Below are 22,875 nucleotides of genomic sequence, written 5' to 3'. Positions count from 1 at the left end.
CGTTATGGGTGAAACATTTGAAACAATTCAGCCCATTCAAGACGCAGTTCTGAAAAACAAATACGATAAAGTTACAGAATTCCAGAAGCTTGGTACCATGAGTAAGCTCAATCCACCGGGAGTATCCATGACACCGAAAACCCAGCAACGAATGTCGCGACCGCTCTATTACTCGCTAATCGCAGCCTCATTTGCACTTGGCTTTGCCAGTCCGGCTCATGCTGAAATCAGCGCCGAGACGCGCTATGTTTTGAACACACTTTCTTTTCTGTTCCACGGCACATTAGTTCTGTTCATGGCGACGGGCTTTTCCATGTTGGAAGGCGGCCTTGTTCGCACAAAAAGTGTGGCGACCATTTTGCTCAAAAACATCTCATTGGTTGCGATTGCTGCGCTTGGGTTCTACTTAACAGGCTACAATCTGATGTTCATCGGCGTAGATGGTGGGTTCTACGGAACTTTCGGGCCCTGGGTGCCCGACGACAGTGCCGCACTTACTGGTGACTTCAGCGTCGGGGCCGCGTCTGCTTCGATCTGGATGTACCAGACTCTTTTCGCTGTCACGGCCGCTTCCATCATCAGCGGGGCCGTTGCGGAGCGAATTCGGCTTCTTCCATTTTTCGTTTTCATATTCTTTATGGCAACGGTGCTCTACCCCATCCAGGGCGCGTGGGGATGGGGCGGCGGCTGGCTGAGCAAGATGGGATTTCTCGACTTTGCGGGCGGAACCCATGTGCACGCCGCAGCTGGATGGGCGGCTCTCGTAGGTATTATTGTGCTGGGTCCCAGGCGTGGCCGGTTTAAAGACGACGGAAGTGTACGGGCGCTACCTGCGTCCTCGCTCCCGTTGGCAACGCTAGGGACGATGATTCTTTGGTTGGGGTGGCTTGGCTTTAACGGTGGATCGCTGGGGTCAATGTCCTCGGCTGCAGACGTCATTGCGATCTCTACGGTTTATGTAAACACAGTCATGGCCTCTTGCGGCGGTATCGTTTCAGCAATTCTCTTTTTGCGTCTGAAAAGTAAGAGAATTGATCTGACAATGGTGCTCAACGGAGCATTAGCAGGTTTGGTGAGCATTACCGCGGGCCCTGATACTCCGGGGGTATTCGCGGCAATTTTGATCGGTGCCGCGGGCGCGTGTTTGATGATCCTAACGACGCTGCTCTTGCTTCGCTTTCGGGTCGACGATGTGATCGGAGCGGTTCCCGTGCATCTGAGTTGCGGGTTTTGGGGAACCATTGCGGTGGCTTTTACAAATGAAAAAGCCCTGTTAGGTGTTCAGGCATTAGGGTTCGCTGCTGTCTCAATTTTCATGATCGTAAGCAGTGCGGTTATCTGGCTGTTCCTGCGTTCTGCAATGCGCCTTCGCCTCAGCCAGGGCGAAGAAGCTATTGGAATAGACAAGGTGGAAACCGGGGCGCTTGCTTACCCGGAATTCGAAACGAAGTCGCCTGCCGGAAACTTCTGAAACACTGACGCCCTGGGCGTGCAGCAATTGAAACCATTTATTTTCTCTCTGACGCAGACCCGAAATAATGGGGACAAGTGGGGTTGGCAAAACATCCTCATCGAAAGCGAGCTGGTACATCACCAAAAATGGTTCGCTGACAACATGAGGAGAATTCAAAATGGCTTTCATCAATGCATCCCGTGCACCATTCAGCGCATTCCTGGGTGATTGGGCGCACTACATCCTAGCCTACGTGAAGGAAGCAAAACGCCGCAACGCAGGGAATGATGTCGACAAGGCGCTTAGGGAGCTTTCAAAATTTTCGGACTACGAGCTCAATGACATCGGCCTCACGCGTGGAGATCTGACTCCTGACGGGCTGGCGGCAGCAGGTGCGCGCAGGAGCTATTTCCAGTCTAAAATCGACGCCGAACACCGTGAACGCGCCTCCGCTGGAAAGAGTTGAAGTGTGGCAATGACAATTGAAGAAGCCAGCCCGTATTGCCGCATCCGGCTGTACGGGCGGCTCGACGCAAATTCCGTGGCAAAGCTTTTTGAAGTTCTAGTTCGCTTGAGTTTGATGTCGCGTCTGCACGTTATAATCATCGCGGAAAAACTTGAGGCGATAACTCATGCAGGCTGCTGGCCATTTGTTGTTTGCGGCGAATCTGTTAAAAGGCAAATGCGGCAAGTTGACGATTTGCGGTGCCTCAGATCAGGTCTTCGCGGCGCTGTCCCCGGGCCGGTCTTAATCATCTCATCACTTTCGTAGAAAGAGAAGAAGCGTTGAAATAGCACGTTGCTGAGCCACATCGACAATTGCCGGCTCCTTAGGCGGACTGATGCTGTGCCGATGAAGTTCAAGGGGCTTTCGGCCTTTTCTTGTATAGGAAGGCAAACCGTGCCGCTTTCTTTCACCGCATCCACAATCTTTCTCTAGGCCATCACCAAGGTCCAACACGGGGACCGACAATCGACGCTGGCCCAAATGCCGAATTCTTCCGACTGATTACGCCGTGGGTGGCCGGTGCGCGCCCTCCAGAAAACCCATTGAGAAAAGGGCAATGGTTGCCGGGTTCGCAGCCATTGGAGGCACGAGCAGTTCGGATGAAATGAGTAATGATATCCCTTCTTCGTTTGACATCAGTGCCCGTGCCTTTCTCGTCCCCAAATTAAACATCAACTTGAAGCATGCTGGAACTCTGAAGGGTATCTCTCTTGCCGACACGGCCGGGCCTCTCCATTTCACCATAATTTCTCGATGTTTGCCGCAAACATAATCTTGGCTCTAATTTTCCTTGCCTGCCTGATTTCAACACGGCGCCAGACCCAATTTGTCCCTGCGCTCCAACCCGAAGACACCTCTGAAACAAACCCATCCGGATCAATTGAAAAAGAAACCCAAGCGAAACACTTTTGGGGGTTTCAGGAAATCTGCCGGACAAGTTGGAAGCGTACTCATTTCTCATCCCAGGTGACAAACACTTGGCATCAAACACTTAAGGAGGTGAGTTATGATCTACGCAATCTATGCCCACGCTGGTGGTCTGCATTGGCCGGCATCCAGTTTCAAAGCGCCGAACAACCGCCCGGAAATGCCACGGATCAAAAATATCGCGGCTCGCGTGTTTCAGAAATTGATTCAGGCCAACCGAGAATATCGCGACATGCAAAAGCTGCGGAATATGCCCGACTATCTGTTGCGCGATATGGGAATAAACCGGTCAGACATTCAGCGCGTTTCCCTGATTGACAAGCTGTTGTCTTGATCGGGACATTCCTGACCTCTCCCTGGTCGGCACGTGGCATGCAGCACAAAACAGCACATTGAAGGCTGCCTCCGCCCACAGTCGACCAGGGTTTTCCCCAACTTACGAAACCCGAACCGATAGCTGGACGGCATCGGCTCAACTCAACATGACAAGGAGACATCAAATGAACTTTGCTGAGTATATCTGGCTTGATGGCACGACACCAACATCGCAAATCCGGTCCAAAACGCGTGTGGTGAATGTAAAAAAGGCACAGCCTGATGCATCTGACTTTCCTGAATGGAGCTTTGACGGATCATCGACCCGACAAGCCGACGGGTCGGATTCTGACTGTATCCTGACACCCGTCAGCTTGGTGCCGGATCCGGTGCGTGATGGAGAAAACTACCTTGTGCTTTGCGAAGTCCGCGACGCCAAGGGTAATCCACATCCCAGCAACACGCGCGCGAAACTACGTCAAATCGCGTCTTCTGTCCGCGATGACGATCCATGGATAGGGTTCGAACAGGAATACACTTTGTTCAAGGATGATCGCCCGCTCGGGTGGCCAAAGTCCGGGTATCCAGGCCCGCAAGGTCCATACTACTGCTCCGTCGGCGCTGATGTGGCTTTCGGACGCGCCATTGCGGAACGCCACATGCTGGCCTGTACGTCCGTCGGCCTGAGTTACTACGGCCTGAATGCCGAAGTCATGCCCGGGCAATGGGAGTTTCAGATCGGTTATCGGGGGTTCGACGCGAAAGACCCCTCTGTTCTGGACATTGCCGATCAGCTTTGGATTGCACGTTGGCTGCTCCATCGCATTGCCGAGGACGAGGGCGTCAGCGTTTCTTTCGACAACAAGCCAGTGGAAGGTGACTGGAATGGTGCCGGGATGCACACGAACTTTTCAACCCGCGCGACACGTCAGAGTTCCTCGGGGCTGAAGGCTATTCATGAGGCCGTTGAAAAGCTGCAAATAAAGCACGCGGAACACATTGCAGTATATGGGCATGGCCTTGATAAACGCCTGACGGGGGATCACGAAACGTGCTCAATAGACATGTTCAAATCCGGCACGGCGGACAGAGGTGCGTCGATCCGAATTCCACGGCCCGTTGCCCAAAAAGGTCACGGTTATTTCGAAGACAGGCGGCCTGGCGCCAATGCCGACCCCTACCAGGTTGCTGCGCGTTTAATCGCTACCGTCTGCGACATAGATGCAATCCCGTCTGGCCAATCAGTAGGCGACACGCATTCTGAAGTGCCGGTTGCAGCTTAAACTCTTGTTAAAGCAGGCCGCTTGGGAAAAAAACGGCCTGCTTTCTCATGAACCGTGCATCCGCATACCAGGCCGTGTTGGCAAAAGGGTTCACATTTGGCGATAGGCGTGAACCAAGCTGGCGTCTGTGATGGAGACTAGCTTGGCACGAGAACTGATTTCGGATGTGGGATGGGCTTTCTTAGAGTGTTGCATCCTCGCCGTCCGTACTTCAAAGGATTTATTGTAAGTTTTCGACCAATGACGCTCACTCCACATACGGGTGAATGATCGTCTATTTATCAATTCGATGTTTCCTTTACCTTGTGGCCACTCAGACGAGCGAGCACCGAGATAAAATGCAGTGGTATTAAATTGCCAACAATTTGCCGTTGTACACAGGACCTCAATTTCAATAAATCTTTGCTCTTTAGGACCGTCTCTTCATCGTGCCGTTTCCAGGTCGCCCAACGATCCCCCCGTCCGCTGGAAATCACGCCAGACCCAGACCATTCAATCCACAAACCAAATCTTGCCACCCGAAATTACAACGATTCCGAGGCATGTGAAGCCGATATCGAATGTCCAAAGACCGTAAGCGAAGGGTAATGGATGTGTCGCAAACTCTGGGGTCTAGTTGACGAGCATGCGTGATCTGAGGTTTGTACTGGTCGAATAATTTTCGAACAGGTTATTTGAGCATGATCTCGTTAAAGTGCTGTCATTTCCCCAAGGATGCAGTTTTGTACGCTGTTTACTTCTATCTGTGGTACACGGTGTCCTATCGTGACTTGGAAGAAATCATGGCTGAGCGCGGTGTGCGAGTTGACCATGCCACATTGAATAGGTGGGTTATGAAATACTCGCCGATCGTCGCAGCTCGTGCGCAATTGAAGAAACGTCCAACGCTGAGTTCATGGCGCATGGACGAAACCTATATTCGTGTTCGCGGCAAATGGATGTACCTCTATCGGGCCGTCGACAAAGCTGGGAATACTCTTGATTTCATGCTGTCTGAGCGTAGAAACCGTCCAGCAGCAGCAAGGTTTTTTGGCAAATCGCTGTCTTCAAATGGAATCCCGAGCAAGATCGTCATCGACAAAAGTGGCGCTAACGCGGCGGGCATTCGAGAGGTGAACAAAATCCTTAATCGGTTTGGCTGCCCAGCCAAAATCCAAACGGTCAGGTCCAAGTATCTGAATAACCTGATCGAACAGGATCATCGGTTTATCAAGCGTCGCGTACGGCACATGTGTGGGTTCAAATCGTTCAAATCCGCATCAGCTACTTTGGACGGCATCGAAGTCGCCAATATGATCCGGAAGCGGCAATTCTCAAGCGATACGGTTTCCGGCTTTCAGTTATTCACCAAGATAGCAGGATAGGTGTATCCAGTAAGTCGCTGACTCTGGCCGTTCCAAATGTTTGCGACACAACCCTATTGCGTGTGCAGAGCGGTGATTCCCGGGAAATCGCATACTGAGCCTTTTGATGCCAAAAATGGACCAATCTCGCGTTTGATCGTGTGTAAAGTGTCGTTTGGGGCCGTGACCGTGTGTGAAGTGTCGAAAGGATTCGCCGTGAGCAACAACTACCCTCTCTTGCCAGATCGACACCCTCAAGGTAGTGCCGTCAAACAAATTCGAACCAATCTCAGCTAAGCCAGTATCGCTGTGCTTTATGCCGCACCAAGTTCGCGCCACTCGAGGAGCGTGGCAGGTCTAATACAATGGCGAGACGGCACTATTCTCTGCAGGCGCAATGCGCCAGGCGTTCTGACAATCGTCGACGTGGGAGAATTATCTCGAGCCATCAGAGTCGAGTTATGGCGTCAGAAACTGCGCAGATTCACCAAAAGTTTCGGAAAGGAATTCAGGAAACCCATCCGTCATTAAGTAAGAGGCAAAGCTCCTCACACCGAAAGTCGAGCTCCGCTATGTCAGACCTTCGCTATAGGTCGTCCAGCTCATATTCGGCGACGGATCTCGCTCCATAAGGCAGACCCGCTTTGAAGATCAGGCTCGGGCCATCGGTACGGTCAATCTGGAACTCCTCTGATGTCAGCTTCGCGACTTCGGGAACTGGCGGCAATTCACCATTCCATCCTCCGAGCGGGTGCTCCACGCAGAGGGTGTAATCACACAGGTCAAATACGTGTTTCGCTTCTGTGGCACCCGGCATTACCGCTCCTTCACAAACATATTGCTCAGGGAACCTGGAATCATTGCAGACCATGTCGCGAACGGTTACGTGGTCATTCCATTCAGAGGTGCTCAAGCCCACGCCTGATTGCGCTTGGCAAATGCGATTAGCGTGATTTCGAGCCATTCACCAAGTATTCAGCTATAACCGCCCGGCTGCCTTTCTGCCATATCGCGGTCAGCCAGTAGGCGAAGACAGCGGGAAAGTGCGTGCCGCTGCCAATGCCGCCATAAAACTTGCGTTGTTCGAGCCAGAGTTTGGGCTCGTCTTTGGACGCCAACGCGGTCGTTTGAAGGTTCTTCCATTGAGGGTCATTGGGCGCGATTTCAGATACATCCTCTCGAACACCTGCACACATCCTGCACCAGAATGCCTCGGCCAGCGCGAGTCCGTGTGCGGAAGAGCCAGACGCAAGTACATCACGCAGCGACGGCAGGAGGAAGGCAGGATGCCGAGCCGATCCGTCGAACGCGACCCTGCGCGTCGAATCGTGGATTGACGTGTTTGCAAATCGCCTCTCAACCAACCCAAGGTAATCTTTCGCGTTCGTTCCGGGGACGGCTTTGACATGAGGCAGAATTTCTTCAGCCTGAACTTTTTGGAAAAATGCCACGATGTCCGCGTCCTGCATGCAGTCTGCAATCGTCGAGACATTTAGAATTTCCCCGACATTTGCGAGCAGTTGGTGTCCTCCATTCAAAATGCGAAGTTTCATCGTCTCGTAGCTATGTACATCGTGGGTCAGGGTTACCCCAACCTGTTCGAGGGACGGTCGCCCTGCGCAGAAGTCATCCTCGATCACCCATTGGCGATAATTCTCGTGAGAGACAGGAGCGCGGTCGTCGATGCCAAGCGCGAGGCTTTGCGCGACCACTTGGTCCGTCGTCGCGGGTACGATGCAATCCACCATCGAATTCGGGAACGCGCCGTGTTCATCAATCCACTTGGCCAGATCACGGTCGGACATACGCGCCAAACCAACAACACAGTCGCGCAGGATCCTGCCATTGCCCTGAAGGTTGTCGCAGCTGAGCGCAGTAAAGGGCTCGAGGCCGTTCGCCCGGCGCTGCTTTAGTGCCGCTACAATGGCACCAAAAGCCGTGCGGGGCTGGTTCGGGTTCCTCGCATCATGGCGAATATCTTCGTGATCCGTATCGAAGGCCCCGGTGTTGGCATCCAGAAAATACCCGCCCTCGGTTACTGTCAGCGACACTATCCGGATGGAAGGGTCAGCCATATTTCGGATCAGGGCAGCGTTGTCGTCCTCAATCGGCAGGTAGTCGATCATCGGGCCAATCACCTTGGCGCTTATGCCTTTGGGGTCCAATTCGATCAACGTTGTCAGGCAGTCCTGCTCAAGTAGACGCTCTCGCATATCGGCGTCATAGTTTCTCACACCGGCACCGATGATCGCCCAGTCATAAGCCTGACCTTGTTGCATCAGTTGGTGAATGTACCAGGCTTGGTGCGCACGGTGAAAATTGCCAAGCCCAATATGAACTATGCCCGTCGTAAGGTCGGTGCGTTCATACACAGGTGTCCCTACTGTTTCCGGCAGGTCTGACAGGCTGTCAAGCCGTAGCCGCATCGGAGGTTTTGCGTTCGCCAAAGGGTCCATCAGCTCATCCAGTTTCCACCGTCGACATTGTAGGTTTGCGCGACGATGTACTCGGCCTCGTCCGAGGCCAGAAACACCGCCATTCCGGTCAGATCTTCTGCGCGGCCCATCCGGCCATAGGGGACGGCCATCGCGACTTCGCGTTTCTTCTGTCCAAGGGGTTTGCCTTCGTGTTTTGCGAAGAACGCATCAACACCGTCCCAGTGTTCGCCGTCCACTACACCCGGAGCTATGGCGTTCACGTTGATCCCGTGAGAGATCAGGTTCAGTCCGGCCGATTGGGTCAGCGATATGATTGCCGCCTTGCTGGCGCAGTACACAGCGACCAGGGGCTCGCCTCGTCGTCCGGCCTGAGACGCCATGTTGATGATCCGGCCTTTGGTCCCGTGTTCGATCATGTGACGCGCGACGGCCTGCATCGTGAACAGTGTACCAGCGACGTTGATGTCGAAGACGCGGGTGTAGTCGGCGCGCTCGATCTCGACAATTGGGGCGGCGGTGAAGATGGCCGCATTGTTGATCAGAATGTCGATGGGACCGAAATGCGCGGCCGTTTGCGCGACGGCGTCGTCTATGCTGCTCGGATTGGTTACGTCCATTTCGACGGCCATGGCGGCGTCCCCGATTTCGGTCGCTTCCTCTTGCGCCCGACGACCGTCAATGTCGGCTATCGCGACACGCGCGCCTTCGGCAGCATACGCCTTGGCAAAGGCCAACCCTATGCCACGCGCGGCCCCTGTGATGAGGGCGGTTTTGCCAGCCAGTCGGTTCATTCGATCCGCAGCCCCTGTGCGTCAAACCGGTGAATCACATCTGCCCGTGGGGTCAGGTGGATGCGGTCGCCGTGGCGGAAGCCGACTTCTCCATCAGCACGGACGGTGATCGTGTCAGCCAGTCCGGTCTCATGGATGTGGAAGAACGTGTCTGATCCCAGATGTTCTGACACGCCGACAACGCCGGACCACGTGCCCTCGCTGTCGGAAACCGCAATGTGTTCGGGGCGTATGCCAATCGTATGCGCGCCGTGTTTCGCGGCCTCTTCGCCCTCGATGAAGTTCATCTTGGGAGATCCGATGAAGCCTGCAACGAACAGGTTGCGGGGGGTCCGGTAAAGCTCCAGCGGAGAGCCGACCTGTTCAATAACACCGGCCTGTAGGACGACGATCTTGTCAGCCATGGTCATGGCTTCGACCTGATCGTGGGTCACGTAGATCATCGTGGTCGCCAGACGTTCGTGCAATTCGCTGATCTCCAACCGCATTCCAACGCGCAACGCGGCATCGAGGTTCGACAGCGGTTCGTCGAACAGGAAGGCCGCTGGTTCCCGCACGATCGCGCGACCAATGGCGACGCGCTGACGCTGTCCGCCCGACAACTGACCTGGACGGCGATCCAGATAGTCGGTCAGGTTCAGAACGCTGGCCGCCCCTTCGACGCGCTTGTCGATCTCAGCCTGATCCAGCTTGGCCATGCGCAGCGGGAAGGCGATGTTCTTGCGCACGGTCATATGCGGGTACAACGCGTAAGACTGGAACACCATCGCCAGACCACGTTTGGCAGGCGGCACATCGGTGGCGTCCGCTCCGTCAATGTCAATGGACCCACTGGTGATATCCTCGAGCCCCGCGATCAGGCGCAGCAGAGTGGACTTGCCACAGCCCGAGGGACCGACGAAGACGGTGAACTCGCCGTCCTGGATGGTCAGGTCCAATGGGGGAATGACCTGTACGTCGCCGAAGCTTTTGGTCACGGACTTGAGTTGAATACGTCCCATAAGTCGTCTTCCTTATTTCACAGCGCCGAAGGTCAGGCCGCGGACAAGTTGTTTCTGGCTGAACCAGCCAAGGATCAGGATCGGTGCAATCGCCATGGTCGAAGCCGCGCTGAGCTTGGCAAAGAACAGGCCTTCCGGGCTGGAATAGCTGGCGATGAAGGCAGTGAGGGGGGCCGCGTCGACAGCTGTCAGGTTGAGGGTCCAGAACGCCTCGTTCCAAGCCAGGATGAAGTTCAACAGCACGGTCGAGGCGATGCCGGGAATGGCCATCGGGGTCAGGACATAGAGGATTTCCTCTTTCAAGGTCGCCCCGTCCATCCGCGCTGCCTCAAGGATTTCTCCGGGGATTTCGCGGAAATAGGTGTAGAGCATCCAGACGATGATCGGTAGGTTGATCAACATCAGGACCACGACCAACCCTCCGCGTGTGTCCAGCAGGCCCAGACGGATGAACAGCAGGTAGATCGGGTAAAGAACGCCTACCGCAGGTAGCATCTTGGTGGACAGCATCCACAATAGGATGTCTTTGGTGCGTTTCGAGGGCACGAAGGCCATCGCCCATGCGGCGGGCACTGCGATGATCACGCCCAGAATTGTAGAACCACCCGCGATGATGACCGAGTTCCACAGGAACCGCATATAGTCAGAGCGTTCCTGCACGATGGCATAGTTCTCAAGCGTCCAGTTGAAGTTCAGGAACAGCGGTGGGCTGGCGATGGCCTGTGCCTCGGTCTTGAAGCTGGTCAGGATGGTCCAGAGGATCGGGAAAAAGATCAGCAAACCGATGGCCCATGCCAGGGCGGTGTTCAGCGATTTGCGGCGGGTCGTGACGGCGCGGGCCATGGTCGTTCCTCCTCACGCGTCCAGGTTTTTGCCGACGATGCGCATCAGGAAGATGGCAACGATGTTGGCAAGGATGATGGCGTAGACACCTCCGGCAGATCCAAGGCCAACGTTCTGGCTTTCCAGCACCCGCTGGAAGATCAGGTAGGTGAGTGTGCGGGTGCCGAACGCGCCGCCGGTGGTCACGAAGATCTCGGCGAAGATCGACAAAAGAAAGATCGTCTGGATCAGGATCACGATGGCGATCGCGCGGCTCAGATGCGGCAGGATGATGTGGTAGAAGCGTTTCAGGACAGGTGCGCCGTCCATCTCGGCCGCTTCCAGCTGTTCGCTGTCCAGCGACTGGATCGCGGTTAGCAGGATCAGCGTGGCGAAGGGTAGCCACTGCCACGAGACGATCATGATGATCGACGTCATCGACGCTTCGGACAGCCATGAAATCGGCTCGGCCCCGAAAAAGCGCCATAGGTGGGCCAAAAGACCGTTCACCGGGTCCATGAACATGTTCTTCCAGACCAGCGCCGAAACCGTCGGCATGACGAAGAACGGTGCAATCACCAGAATGCGGACAACGCCTTGGCCCCACATCGGTTGATCCAGCAGCATCGCCAGAAGGATGCCCAGCACCACCGTGATCACCAGAACGCCGCCGACGATAACCAGCGTTGCCTGAACCGCAGGCCAGAACGAGCTGGATGAGACGAAGCGGATGTAGTTGTCCAGACCAACCCAGCCCAGATCACCACCACGCAGGGGCAGGTATTTCTTGAAGGAAAAATACAGTGTCATCGTCAGTGGCACGAGCATCCAGCCAAGCAGTAGGACCACGGCGGGTGCCATCATAAGGCGCGCAACGGATCGGGAATGTTGAGTTGCCATGACGCAAGACCTCTCTGTTCAGGCGCTTACCAGCCTGCGAGAAAAACGTGGGTTGTGGAAGGGTAAGGCGGGGGGCAGATCTCTGCCCGCCCGCGGGGAGGATGCCTCAGTACCCTGCGGCTTCCATTTCTTCGGCGGTGAAGGCTTGCGCTTTTTCCAGCGCCTCTTCGACCGATTGCTGTCCGGCATAGACCGCCGAGAATTCCTGGCTGACTTGTGTGGCGATGCCTGCAAATTCTGGGATCGCCGCAAACTGGATGCCAACATAGGGCACCGGTTTGACCGTCGGGTTGTTTGGGTCAGCGGACAGGATCGAATCCAGCGTCATTTTGGCGAAGGGTACCTTCTGATACTCGGGGTTCTCATACAGCGAGGTGCGCGCACCCGGCGGGACGTTGGCCCAACCTTCGTTTTCGGCCACCAGCTCGATGTAGTCCTTGGAGGTTGCCCACTCGATGAACTGTTTGGCCGCGTCCTCTTGCTGTGTGCCCGCCGGAATTGCCAGCGCCCATGCCCAGAGCCAGTTGGAGCGTTTGTCAACGCCTTCGGCGTTCGGGGCCAAGGCGAAACCGACCTTGTCCGCCACGGTCGAGTCGTCGGGATTGGTAACGAATGAGGCCGCAACGGTGGCGTCGATCCACATACCGCACTTGCCTTGCTGGAACAGCGACAGGTTCTCGTTGAAGCCGTTCGTAGCATAGCCCGCAGGCCCGAATTCAGCCATCATGTCCACAAAGAACGTCAGCGCTTCGTTCCATTCGGGCTGGTCGAACTGGGGCTTCCAGTCTTCGTCGAACCAGCGTGCACCGAAGGAGTTTCCGGTCACGGTGATAAAGGCGCCGCCCTCACCCCAGCCTGCCTTTCCGCGCAGGCAAATCCCGTTGATGTCATTGTCGCGATCGGTCATCGCCGCCGCCGCTTCGCGGATGAACTGCCAGGTCGGTGCGTCGGGCATCTCAAGACCCGCTTTTTCCATCAGGTCGGTGCGGTACATGACCATCGAGCTTTCGCCATAGAATGGCGCCGCATAGAGCGTGCCGTCGTTGCTCAGACCGTTGCGCATCGCGGGCAGGATGTCGTTCACGTCATACTCGGCGGACATGCCTTCAAGCGGCACCAGCCAGTCATTGGCACCCCAGATCGGGGTTTCGTACATGCCGATGGTCATGATGTCGAACTGACCACCCTTGGTGGTGATGTCGGTGGTTACGCGCTGGCGCAGCACGTTTTCTTCCAGCGTCACCCATTCGACGTTGATGCCGGTCGCTTCGGTGAATTTGTCAGTATAGCCCTGCATCCGGATCATGTCGCCATTGTTTACCGTGGCGATCGTGATGGTCTGCGCGTGGGCCGCGGCCGTTGCGACGAACGTCAATGCAGTCGCCGCGCGAAGTGCGTGCTTCAGATACATCCCTGTCCTCCCTGAGCTTGGATGTCATGCAGGGAGCGTAGATCGTAAATTGTCGCGCCGTCAATAAAAACTTTACGCGCGTTAAAAATTTTGAGTTACGCAGAGTCCCTTAAAACAAGTCGTGCGGGGAAGAGGGTTTCAGTTCGGGAATCAAATTTCCCTCCACTTTCAATAAGTTCGAACAAAGTTTCGACGCTTCGAACGGCCACGTTGTCATAGTCATGCGCTGCCGTTGTCAAAGACGGGCACGTGAATTTTGCAAATGGATGATCGTCATTTGAGGCTACGCGCAGCGTGCAGTCTTCTTTCCGACCGACCCGAATCCCTTGTTCGAAGCAGGCTGCAAGAAAGCCAATGGCAAGCCGGTCATTGCTGCACAGCACCGAATCCGTCTTCAGGCCACGCTCTTCCAGAACTTTCAGTGCGCCCCTGTGCCCAATCTCTTCAAACGCCCATCCTTTGCCGTCGACTTTGATGATATGTGGCTCGAACCCGAGGCGCTCCATCACGTCAACATAAGCCTTCCTGCGCTTGTTGGCGTTTGGGTTCGCAGGCGTGCGCATTTCGAAAAACGAAGGCGGTTCGCCCGTCCGGGTCATGTATTCCACAGTCTGCGACACAAAGCTGAAATTGTCCGATCCGATAAAGGCTGCCCCCAGACCGTCCAGGTTGCTGTCAAACAGAACCGTCGGAACATTGGTGCAGAACTTCTCGATCGCGGATCGGTCTGAAATCCGTCCCAATGGCGCCAGCAGAACCCCGGCGGGTTTCAGGGATTGAAGCCCGTCCAGAATCTCGTTTTCCAGTTTTTGCTCACCATGCGCGCTAAACAGGAATGGGCGATACCCCGCCGCGATACAGCTTTGCTCAAGATAGCGCGCGATTTCGGCAAAGAACGGGTCGGCCAGATAGGGCACGACAATACCGATATTCTTCGTCAGTTTCCTGTTCTGGTTCACCGCATAGATATTGGGGCGATAGTCGAACCGCTCCAGCGCCTCTTCGATACGGGCTCTTGTTTTCGGGCGAACACTGTCGGGATCGTGGAAGTATTTGGACACCGTGGGTCGCGAGATACCGCTGAGGGCCGCGAACTCTTCCATATTCTTAATTTTGGTCATGCCAATCTGCCTGCGGATCATCGCTGCCTTGATCTTATCATCGTTTTACATATTCTTTGCGCGCGCAAAAAAATCAATAGCCAGGCATGTGTCGGGCAAGGGGTTTGAATGTATCTCGGGATCGATATCGGAACGTCAGCGGTCAAGCTTGTCTGTGCGGACACCAATCGAATTCTTGCGTCGTCCTCAGTCGGGATCCAGACCTCCTCGCCGCAGCCCGGCTGGTCAGAGCAACACCCGGAGCTCTGGTGGCAGGCGACACGTAATGCGTTGACCCAACTTGCCGGCCAAATCGCGCTCTCGGAGATTAAAGCCATCGGGTTGTCCGGCCAAATGCACGGCGCTGTTTTGCTGGACCGTGATCTGCGGCCGATCCGTTCAGCAATCCTGTGGAATGACAGTAGGGCAGTACAGGAATGTGAGGATCTGCGCGCGGCCCAGCCGGAGGTTGGCCATATCGCAGGCGTCCTTCCCTTGCCGGGCTTTACTGCGCCCAAAATTGCTTGGTTGAAAAAACATGAGCCCGCCAACTATGCACAGCTTTCCCATATTCTGCTGCCCAAAGACTATGTCGGGTTGCGCCTGCATGGAGAGTTGGCAACCGACGCGTCCGATGCCGCCGGGACATTGTGGCTGGATCAGGCGTCGCGCAACTGGCACGCCGGAATTGCCGAGGCTTCTGACGTGGCATGCGATTGGCTGCCGCAGATTTTCGACGGCCACAGTGTCGTTGGTACTGTGACGGCACAGGCCGCAGCTGAGACGGGATTGAGACCTTTCGTGCCCGTCGTGGCCGGAGGAGGGGACGCGGCGACCGGGGCGGTGTCTTTGGGTGCCACCGAACCGGGGCGAGGCTTCATCTCTTTAGGAACGTCCGGTCAGTTGTTCGTGGCGGATCGGGCTTACAAACCCAATCCTGAACGTTATGTACATGCCTTTGCACACACATTGCCCGGCCGTTGGTATCAAATGGCGGCGATGCTGAATGGCGCAAGGCCGATTTCATGGATTGGCGGTCAATTAGGATTGTCCGCAGCCGAAGTTGTTGCACTTGCCGAAACGGCAAGAGGTTATCGCGTGCCGATTTTTCTGCCGTATTTGACAGGTGAACGCAGCCCCCTCGGAGATCCGTATATCCGGGCCTGTTTCTTCGGGCTCGAGGACTCAACGACACGCGCGGACATCTGCTGTTCCGTGGTGGAGGCGATTGCGTTTTGCTTTGCTGATGCAGCGCAGAGTTTCGGCGACACTATGGATAAATTGCCGGAATTGGCTGTCATCGGAGGAGGCAGCCAATCAGATTTTCTGCTGAAGCTGATCGCAACGGTGATTGGGAAACCCGTAGTGCGCTCGGAAGGAGCCGATATTGGCCCGGCCTTTGGTGCGGCGCGGCTGGCAGCTTACAGCGACGATGCGATTACCGGAGCCGATCTCGCGTTTCAGCTGCCAACTGCAGATAGGTTCGAGCCAGCCGAAATGACAGTGCTCTTCGAGCGGTTGACGCAGTTTCGCCGGCTTTATGCTGCCATCAAAAACGTTAATTAGCCGCCATCAAACAATCTTTCGCAACTCAATTTGCTACCTGGGTGTGGCGGAAGGGCTTTGTGCCGCAAATAGTAAACTACGTACTGCTCAGCATTCCTGTCGCACGTCACACGATCTTACCCAACCACCATAGTTGGGCCATAAGAGGTGAAATCCGAAATCCGTGGGCGTCCCCAATGTTGTAACAGCCTCCATAGGCGGACGAGTTCGAGCCCTGTGTTGCGTGCGCATTGGTTTTTCGGTTGCAATGGCTTTATCAGTTTTTCTTGAAGTTCAGACCGTCGGGCGAAGTGTCAAGCATCCGATGTTATCAAATCGCTTGCCTTTTCGCCGATCATGATCGCTGGTGCATTGGTGTTGCCACTGACGATTTCCGGCATGATCGAGCAATCGGCCACGCGCAGTTTCGATATGCCGTGTACCTTTAGTTTCGCGTCGACAACAGACATCTTATTGCTTCCCATCGCGCAGGTGCCGGTTGGGTGATAGATTGATGCGGTGTTGGATCTGGCCCAATCCAGTGTGCCTTGATAATCGTCGCAACTCAGCTCTGCCTTTGGCCGAAACTCCTCTGAAATCTTCGAGGCCAGAGGGTTCTGTTTGGCGATCCTCCGCGCGATGTTCACGCCGTCGACGATGGTTCGGCAATCCGTTTCCGTGGAAAGGTAGTTTGGGAAGATTTTGACATGTTGGGACGGATCCGGACCGTTCAGGCGAAGTTCGCCTCGGCTTTCCGGGCGCAGTTGGCAGACCGACATGGTGAAGGCCGAAAACGGATGCACGCCCTCGCCGGGGCTGTCGGCGGACCAAGGTTGCACGTGGAATTGAATGTCCGGAGTTTCAACATCGGGTCGGGTTTTCATGAAGCCGGTGGCAAGGCTGGCGGCCATGGTCATCGGACCCGCGCGAAATAGCGCGTACTTCAACGCGATGCGCGCCTGATTGAACAGGCTGCGGACTTCGTCATTCAGCGTCGGCTCGTTGCATTTGAACACCAGTCGCGCCTGCAAGTGGTCCTGCAAACCCTTGCCAACTCCGGGCAGGGCATGTTGGGTTTCGATGCCATTTTCCGTTAGATGATCCGGGTCACCGATTCCCGACAGCATCAGAATCTGTGGGGAGTTGATCGCTCCGCCAGAAAGAACAATCTCTCGTCGAACTTTCAGGGTTTGTTCGGCCCCGGTGCGATCCCGATAAATCAGTCCAATGGCCTTTTTCCCGTCCAGGACCACACGCGTGACCAGCGCGTTGGTGATTATGTTCAGGTTTTGACGCCCCCGGATGGGCTTGAGATAGGCCACGGCGGCGCTGCATCGGCGACCATTTCGGGTGGTCAGTTGGAAATACCCCACGCCCTCTTGTTTGGCGCCGTTGTAATCGGGGTTGAATGGATAACCGGCGGCCTGCGCTGCGGCCACCCAGGCGTCGCAGATGGGTCGTTGAATGCGCATATTGGACACGGACAAAGGCCCGCCCACGCCGTGATATTCGTCTTCGCCCCGCTCCTGATCTTCGCAGCGTTTGAACAGGGGCAGGACATCGTCCCAGCCCCAGCCCTCGTTGCCCATTTGCCGCCAGCGGTCATAATCCTCTTTCTGTCCACGCACATAGAGCAATCCATTCAGTGAGGATGACCCGCCCAGCACCTTGCCGCGCGGCCAGTCGATGGATCGCCCGTTCAGCCCTGGATCAGGTTCGGTGCGATAGCACCAGTCGACCGAGGGGTTATGCATGGTCTTAAAGTAACCAACGGGGATGTGAATCCACGGGTTGGTATCGCGGCCACCCGCCTCGAGCAGTGCAACGGTCGTGTTGGGGTTGGCGCTCAGCCGGTTAGCAATGACACAGCCCGAAGACCCCGCGCCAACAACCGCATAATCCACTTCCATGACTGCCTCCTCCTCACGCCGTCGAAAAAACTCTATGCAAGATGCAAGAATTATACTAGCCTTTTTTGATACAAAACGTCTCAATAATTGCAATCAGGGAGGTAAGCAATGGAGATCGGTCGGAAACTAAGTGGTATTTCGCGGCGGGATTTTTTCCGTGTTGCCGGGCGTTATGGCATGAGTTCAACACTGCTGGCGGCAGGTGGGTTTGGAGGCGCGATGAGTCTGGCGAATCTGGCACAGGCGGCCGAATCAACCTATGAGAAGCGCTTTTCGAAAGAGCCAAAACACACGCTGAAATTTGGCGCATCGGGGTTCAACACCCGCAACCTGCTGATCGAACGTGCAGGCGCGATCGAGTTTGCGCGGGATCTGGAAGAGCGCACGGACGGTGAGATTCGGATCGAGTTCATCGGAGACAACCAGATCTGCGGCCAGTTGAGCTGTGTAGAAAAAACCCAGCAGGGGATCGTCGACATCTATGCCGCCTCGACCCAGAATTCGGCCGGTGGAGCGCCTTATCTGAACGTTCTGGACTATGCTTACATGTTCCCCAGCCGCGCGGCGCAGTATCACTTCTTCTATAGCCCTGCGAGCCAGCGCATCCTGCGTGATCCCTTGGAAAAACGGCACGGGTTGAAATTCCTGTTCACGCATTGCGAACTGCGCGGTCTTCAAATGGGCTCGACATTTGCCGACAAGCCGACCGTGACCAAGCTGGAAGAGCTGTTCGGAACCAAGAACCGCGTGACGGGCACGCAGCTGGGGCGGATTGCAATGCAGCTGTTGAACCTGAACCCGGTACCGGTCGCGTGGGAGGAAACGCTGGACGCCCTGAAAACCGGTCTGATCGACGGGGCCGAAACCTGGGCTTCGGCCGTGGCTTACGCCAACATGTCGCCTGTGGTGTCGCAGTCGGTCAATCTGAAATTCTTCTGCGGAACCGAACATACGTCGATGTCGGCCAAGGTGTTCGACAGCCTCAGTGGAGAATTGCAGAACGCGGTGATGGAGTCCTCGTACTTCACACAGGCCTTGATTCAGGGCGCGAATGAGGCGGCGCTGCTGAACACCGTTGGGTTCTCGGATCCGCAACTGCCCAACACGATCTTTGCCGAAAACGGTGTGCGTCCCGCTTTCCTAGCCGACGATCAGATCAAGCTGGCCGAAGAGATGTGCGCCCCGAACTACAACCCTGAGCCGTGGGAGCAGTGGCGCGAGCGTCTGAACAAATGGGCAGGAGGGATCGATACCTATCAGGAAATCTACGACATCGCGCGCGAAATCCCGGCAGACACCTTGCCGGAGAATGTCGAGCCACGCCGTTGGTGGATGGGCCAAGCCTGATAAGCTTTAGCGAACCGGCCCCAAACGGGCCGGTTCCACAACACACCGACTGGGAGGACGGGGTACATGACGTTTTGGGCAGATATAGGCGCGATTTTCAGCGCCTTTCTCAGTCAGGATTCGTTCGAGATTCAATCTGCATTGGAATCCGATGCCACTTGGGTGTTCGGGGCCGTGGTCTCGGCAATTGGCGGGTTCGTGATCATGCTGATCTATCGGGCAGTCCCCTTTGTCGAACGCCATCTGGAACGGTCGGTGATGGTGTATTCCTACCTCGCGATTGCCCTGATCATCTTTTGGGGCGTGATCGACCGGTTCGTGTTCAACGACCAAGAGCCGTGGTCAACCACCATTCCGCCGCTGTTGTTCATGGTCATGGCGTGGTTCGGCGCATCCTACAATGTCCGCCTGCGTACACATCTGAGCTTCAGCGAGTTTCGCACGGCCATGCCGCGTGGCGGTCAACTGGCTTGCCTGATCCTTGATGCAGTGCTGTGGTTCATCTTTGCGGTGATCGTCATCGTGACCACAACCCGGTTGGTGGCGCTGTCGGCGTCGAATTTTCAGATCGTCCTGGGGACCGACAACATCATGCAATGGTGGTTCCTATTGGCCGCGCCGCTGTCCTTCTTTCTGATGGTTGGGCGTGTATTTCAGAACCTCGCAGATGATCTGCACAACTGGAAAACTGGTGAGCCGCTGATCCAGCAGGCCGTGATCGGAGCAGACTGATGACAGACGGAACCATGGTCACACTGATCTCGCTTGGGGTTACCTTTCTGTTCATGCTGGGCGTGCCGGTTCTGCTGGTGATTGGCTATTGGGTCATCGGCTGTTCCTTCGTTCTTGGCCTGACGCTGGACAATATGGGCGCCGAGCTTTTGAACGTGTTCAACAAAGGTTTTGCCCTGCTGGCGATGCCCTTGTTCATCCTGACCGGCGACCTGATCAACAAGTCAGGCATCGCAAGGCGGCTTAGCGATTTTGCGTATGCCTGTCTGGGCTGGATACGCGGCGGGCTGGCGATGGCATCGCTTGGCGCTTGCGGTTTGTTCGCGGCGATCTCGGGGTCGAACTCGGCGACGACGGCCACGATTGGCTCGATGCTGCATCCGGAGATGGTCAAAGGTGGCTATGACGAACGGTTCAGCGCCGCCACCGCGGCGGCGGGCGGTACGGTGGGGATCATCATTCCGCCGTCAATTATATTCATCGTCTACGGTTTCCTGATGAACCTGCCGATATCTGAATTGTTCGTCGCCGGTATTTTGCCAGGCGCACTGATGGTCATGGGGATGCAGTTTGCTTGCTGGATTATCTGTCGAATGAATGGCTGGGGACATCTGATTCCGCTGCAACTGAACCGGGTGCTGAAAACGGCGTTCGGAGCGTGGCTCGGCTTCTTCGCCATTGGGCTGGTGCTTTGGGGCATCTATACAGGCAAATTCTCTCCGACCGAAGCGGCGGGTGTGACGGTCGGCTTCTGCGTAATTGCCGGATTGGTCAGCTATCCGATCAACCGCTTGATGGGGGCCAGGAACGACATTCCGCCAACCGAAAAAAGTTTCGCCGAAATGTTCGTGGTCGAAGGCTTTACGATCCCCGAGATCCCCTCAATCGTGATCCGCTCGGCTCAGATCACCGGCATCCTTGCGCCGCTGATCGCGATTTCGGTGGTGATGCAGCAGATCCTTTCCTTGCTTGGGGCGCAACAGACCATTGGGGATTTCGTGACCTCGATGGGAGGGTACCATGCGGTTCTGTTTACCTCGATGGTGATCGTCTTTTTCTCAGGCATGGTACTGGAAAGCCTGCCTGTAACGATCATCCTGGCCCCGATTTTGGCGCCGATTGCGGCTTCGGTTGGGATTGATCCGATCCATTTCTCGGTGATTTTCCTTGTGGGGGCGTCCATCGGATTCATTACCCCTCCCTACGGGTTGAACCTCTACGTGGCCTCGGGTGTGACCGGTGTGCCCTATTTCCGGCTGCTGCGTTATACGGTGCCTTATCTGGCCGCGTTGCTGTCGGTGTGGATTTTGGTGTCGCTTGTGCCCGATCTGGCCTTGATCCTACTGCCAAATAACTAGACTGTTGCAGGATGGCCGAGACGGAAACACAAGACAAAGAAACTCAGATCCCGACCAACTTGCGCCTTCTTCTCATCCTTGAGGAGGTGGCGCGGCGCGGGGTTGCCGTTAAACCATCGGACCTGATTGAGACGTTGGGTCTGGCCAAGCCGACCGTCCACCGCCTGCTGCAAACCGCAGAGGCCGAAGGCTTCCTGCAGCGCGATCTGGATGGTCGCTCGTATGGCCCCGGACATCGGCTGCGGTTGTTGTCGGTCAATACGATGTCCTCCGAGCACCTCCGCACTGCACGTCTGGCAATCTTGCGCAGCGTCGCCGAAAAAGTTGGTGAGACTTGCAATCTCGCCATCCCGGACCGAGAGGGAATGATCTATCTGGACCGGGTGGAAACGAAGTGGCCGCTGCGAATTCAGCTGCCGGTCGGTACGCAGGTGCCATTCCATTGTACCGCTAGTGGCAAAATGTACCTGTCCACACTACGGCAGAAAACACTGGATGGGTTTCTTGCAGCAGGAAATCTTCACCCGCAGACCGAACGATCTCTGACTGATCCCAAGGTTTTGCGAGCGGAAATCCAAAACATCACCAAGAACCGATATTCCACGGATGATGAGGAATTCATGGTTGGGATGACCGCACTTGCTGTGCCCGTTCTGGACGGGCAGGGCAGGTTGGTGGGCACGCTTTCGGTTCACGCTCCAACACAACGTCACGACGTGAACAGCCTAATGTTGTTTCTGGGAATACTGCAAAAAGGGGCTGACGAACTTTCGGCTCTTTTGAACGAGTGAACAGTGACTAAGGTGACAGTCAGAACGCGAGCTAACTCTCACAAGCTGTGACGTCAAACATCGACCGGTTTTGGCGAGTTCTAGACCAAAGCTGACGAGAGCGTGATCAAAGCTCAGTATGGGCGTTTGCTCAACTATGCAAAATCGAAATTCTGCGCAACGAGGCCTTAGGTTCTGGACCCATAAAATTGGTTGCCGTGATCTCAACTGCGTGATTCAAGCCCCTGAATTTCAGGGGTGTGTAATGAGCAATCTATTCTGGCTGACTGACGAACAAATGGAGCGTCTTCAGCCTTACTTTCCGAAGAGCCATGGCAAGCCGAGGGTTGATGACCGGCGTGTTCTGAGTGGGATTATCTTTATAAACCGCAATGGGTTGCGGTGGTCTGATGCACCTCACGAATATGGGCCGCCAAAGACGCTGTACAACCGATGGAAGCGGTGGAGCAACATGGGTGTGTTCGCTCGGATCATGGAGGGATTGGCTGCTGAAGGCACGGATCACAAGACGATCATGATCGACGCAACATACCTCAAAGCGCACCGCACAGCCTCCAGCCAGCGGTTGAAAAAGGGGGGCGTGGCAGACTGATCGGTCGGACCAAGGGTGGCATGAACACAAAGCTGCACGCCGTCACCGACAGTGTTGGTCGACCTATTCGGCTCTTCATCTCTGCTGGCCAGGTTAGCGACTATACAGGAGCCAGGGCTCTGGTGAACAGCCTACCATCGGCTGAATGGTTACTGGGTGATCGCGGTTATGATGCGGACTGGTTCCGTGAAGCCCTGATAGACAAGGGAATAAAGCCCGGTTTTGTTGCAAAGATTTGAGCCCGTTGAGTTGTTTCAGCAACCGCTTGTGCGTCAGGTGGCGAGCTCAGCGAACTGCTGAAATGGGCA

At 55.6% G+C, this 22,875-nt stretch carries 19 protein-coding genes and 1 pseudogene; 11 read left to right on the top strand and 9 right to left on the bottom strand.

The window, feature by feature from the left end; translation table 11 throughout:
- Positions 1–4 precede the first annotated feature (4 nt).
- The 5 genes from ACR0KW_RS23035 to ACR0KW_RS23015 all read left to right on the top strand — a co-directional run bounded on the left by ACR0KW_RS23035 (position 5) and on the right by ACR0KW_RS23015 (position 5,850).
- Positions 5–1,471 (top strand): ammonium transporter, encoded by a 1,467-nt coding sequence (locus ACR0KW_RS23035; protein ID WP_480807107.1) that lies wholly within the window; start codon positions 5–7, stop codon positions 1,469–1,471.
- Between the two features lie 160 nt (positions 1,472–1,631).
- On the top strand, positions 1,632–1,919 hold the full coding sequence (locus tag ACR0KW_RS23030; RefSeq protein WP_480807106.1) for a DUF1127 domain-containing protein: 288 nt from the start codon (positions 1,632–1,634) through the stop codon (positions 1,917–1,919).
- 1,048 nt (positions 1,920–2,967) lie between these two features.
- On the top strand, positions 2,968–3,222 hold the full coding sequence (locus tag ACR0KW_RS23025) for a DUF1127 domain-containing protein (protein WP_480807105.1): 255 nt from the start codon (positions 2,968–2,970) through the stop codon (positions 3,220–3,222).
- Positions 3,223–3,388: 166 nt separating this feature from the next.
- Positions 3,389–4,486 (top strand): glutamine synthetase beta-grasp domain-containing protein, encoded by a 1,098-nt coding sequence (locus ACR0KW_RS23020; protein WP_480807104.1) that lies wholly within the window; start codon positions 3,389–3,391, stop codon positions 4,484–4,486.
- Between the two features lie 680 nt (positions 4,487–5,166).
- Entirely contained in the window at positions 5,167–5,850 is a 684-nt protein-coding gene (locus ACR0KW_RS23015) for an IS6 family transposase (protein WP_480807103.1), read from the top strand.
- Positions 5,851–6,415: 565 nt separating this feature from the next.
- Here the strand turns inward: ACR0KW_RS23015 and ACR0KW_RS23010 are convergent.
- The 8 genes from ACR0KW_RS23010 to ACR0KW_RS22975 all read right to left on the bottom strand — a co-directional run bounded on the left by ACR0KW_RS23010 (position 6,416) and on the right by ACR0KW_RS22975 (position 14,313).
- On the bottom strand, positions 6,416–6,742 hold the full coding sequence (locus ACR0KW_RS23010) for a hypothetical protein (protein ID WP_480807102.1): 327 nt from the start codon (positions 6,740–6,742) through the stop codon (positions 6,416–6,418).
- Between the two features lie 31 nt (positions 6,743–6,773).
- The gene (locus ACR0KW_RS23005; RefSeq protein WP_480807120.1) at positions 6,774–8,255 is read right to left on the bottom strand and encodes a mannitol dehydrogenase family protein; all 1,482 of its coding nucleotides are present in this window, start codon (positions 8,253–8,255) and stop codon (positions 6,774–6,776) included.
- A 29-nt stretch (positions 8,256–8,284) separates the two neighbouring features.
- Positions 8,285–9,058 carry an L-iditol 2-dehydrogenase gene (locus tag ACR0KW_RS23000; protein ID WP_480807101.1) on the bottom strand — a complete coding sequence of 258 codons (774 nt, stop codon included), beginning with the start codon at positions 9,056–9,058 and terminating at the stop codon, positions 8,285–8,287.
- Entirely contained in the window at positions 9,055–10,059 is a 1,005-nt protein-coding gene (locus ACR0KW_RS22995) for an ABC transporter ATP-binding protein (RefSeq protein WP_480807100.1), read from the bottom strand. Before ACR0KW_RS22995 ends, ACR0KW_RS23000 begins: the two co-directional genes overlap by 4 nt.
- 12 nt (positions 10,060–10,071) lie before the next feature.
- Positions 10,072–10,902, bottom strand: coding sequence for a carbohydrate ABC transporter permease (locus tag ACR0KW_RS22990; RefSeq protein WP_480560429.1), 831 nt, complete (start codon positions 10,900–10,902; stop codon positions 10,072–10,074).
- A gap of 12 nt (positions 10,903–10,914) precedes the next feature.
- The gene (locus ACR0KW_RS22985; RefSeq protein WP_480807099.1) at positions 10,915–11,781 is read right to left on the bottom strand and encodes a carbohydrate ABC transporter permease; all 867 of its coding nucleotides are present in this window, start codon (positions 11,779–11,781) and stop codon (positions 10,915–10,917) included.
- Between the two features lie 106 nt (positions 11,782–11,887).
- Entirely contained in the window at positions 11,888–13,192 is a 1,305-nt protein-coding gene (locus ACR0KW_RS22980) for an ABC transporter substrate-binding protein (protein ID WP_480807098.1), read from the bottom strand.
- A gap of 95 nt (positions 13,193–13,287) precedes the next feature.
- Positions 13,288–14,313 carry a LacI family DNA-binding transcriptional regulator gene (locus ACR0KW_RS22975; RefSeq protein ID WP_480807097.1) on the bottom strand — a complete coding sequence of 342 codons (1,026 nt, stop codon included), beginning with the start codon at positions 14,311–14,313 and terminating at the stop codon, positions 13,288–13,290.
- 108 nt (positions 14,314–14,421) lie between these two features.
- Between ACR0KW_RS22975 and xylB the strand changes: the two genes are divergently transcribed.
- Positions 14,422–15,858: a xylulokinase gene (gene xylB / locus ACR0KW_RS22970; protein WP_480807096.1), complete on the top strand. Its 1,437-nt coding sequence runs from the start codon at positions 14,422–14,424 to the stop codon at positions 15,856–15,858.
- Positions 15,859–16,151: 293 nt separating this feature from the next.
- On the opposite strand, the gene ACR0KW_RS22965 is transcribed toward xylB, so the two are convergent.
- Complete coding sequence (locus ACR0KW_RS22965; RefSeq protein ID WP_480807095.1) at positions 16,152–17,747, bottom strand: GMC family oxidoreductase; 1,596 nt, start codon at positions 17,745–17,747, stop codon at positions 16,152–16,154.
- A 108-nt stretch (positions 17,748–17,855) separates the two neighbouring features.
- Between ACR0KW_RS22965 and ACR0KW_RS22960 the strand changes: the two genes are divergently transcribed.
- From ACR0KW_RS22960 to ACR0KW_RS22940, 5 genes and pseudogenes are all read left to right on the top strand, one after another.
- A complete protein-coding gene (locus tag ACR0KW_RS22960) occupies positions 17,856–19,094 on the top strand; it encodes a TRAP transporter substrate-binding protein (protein WP_170326498.1) in 1,239 nt (412 codons plus the stop codon).
- Between the two features lie 66 nt (positions 19,095–19,160).
- Positions 19,161–19,826 carry a TRAP transporter small permease gene (locus ACR0KW_RS22955; RefSeq protein ID WP_480807094.1) on the top strand — a complete coding sequence of 222 codons (666 nt, stop codon included), beginning with the start codon at positions 19,161–19,163 and terminating at the stop codon, positions 19,824–19,826.
- A complete protein-coding gene (locus ACR0KW_RS22950) occupies positions 19,826–21,184 on the top strand; it encodes a TRAP transporter large permease (RefSeq protein ID WP_480807093.1) in 1,359 nt (452 codons plus the stop codon). Before ACR0KW_RS22955 ends, ACR0KW_RS22950 begins: the two co-directional genes overlap by 1 nt.
- Positions 21,185–21,195: 11 nt before the next feature.
- Entirely contained in the window at positions 21,196–21,975 is a 780-nt protein-coding gene (locus ACR0KW_RS22945) for an IclR family transcriptional regulator (protein ID WP_480807092.1), read from the top strand.
- A gap of 244 nt (positions 21,976–22,219) precedes the next feature.
- Positions 22,220–22,782, top strand: a pseudogene (locus tag ACR0KW_RS22940) (IS5 family transposase); the annotation flags it as partial.
- Positions 22,783–22,875: the final 93 nt, after the last annotated feature.

Source organism: Ruegeria sp. CG11, from assembly GCF_056537245.1.
This window is presented reverse-complemented; position numbering and strand designations above follow the sequence as displayed.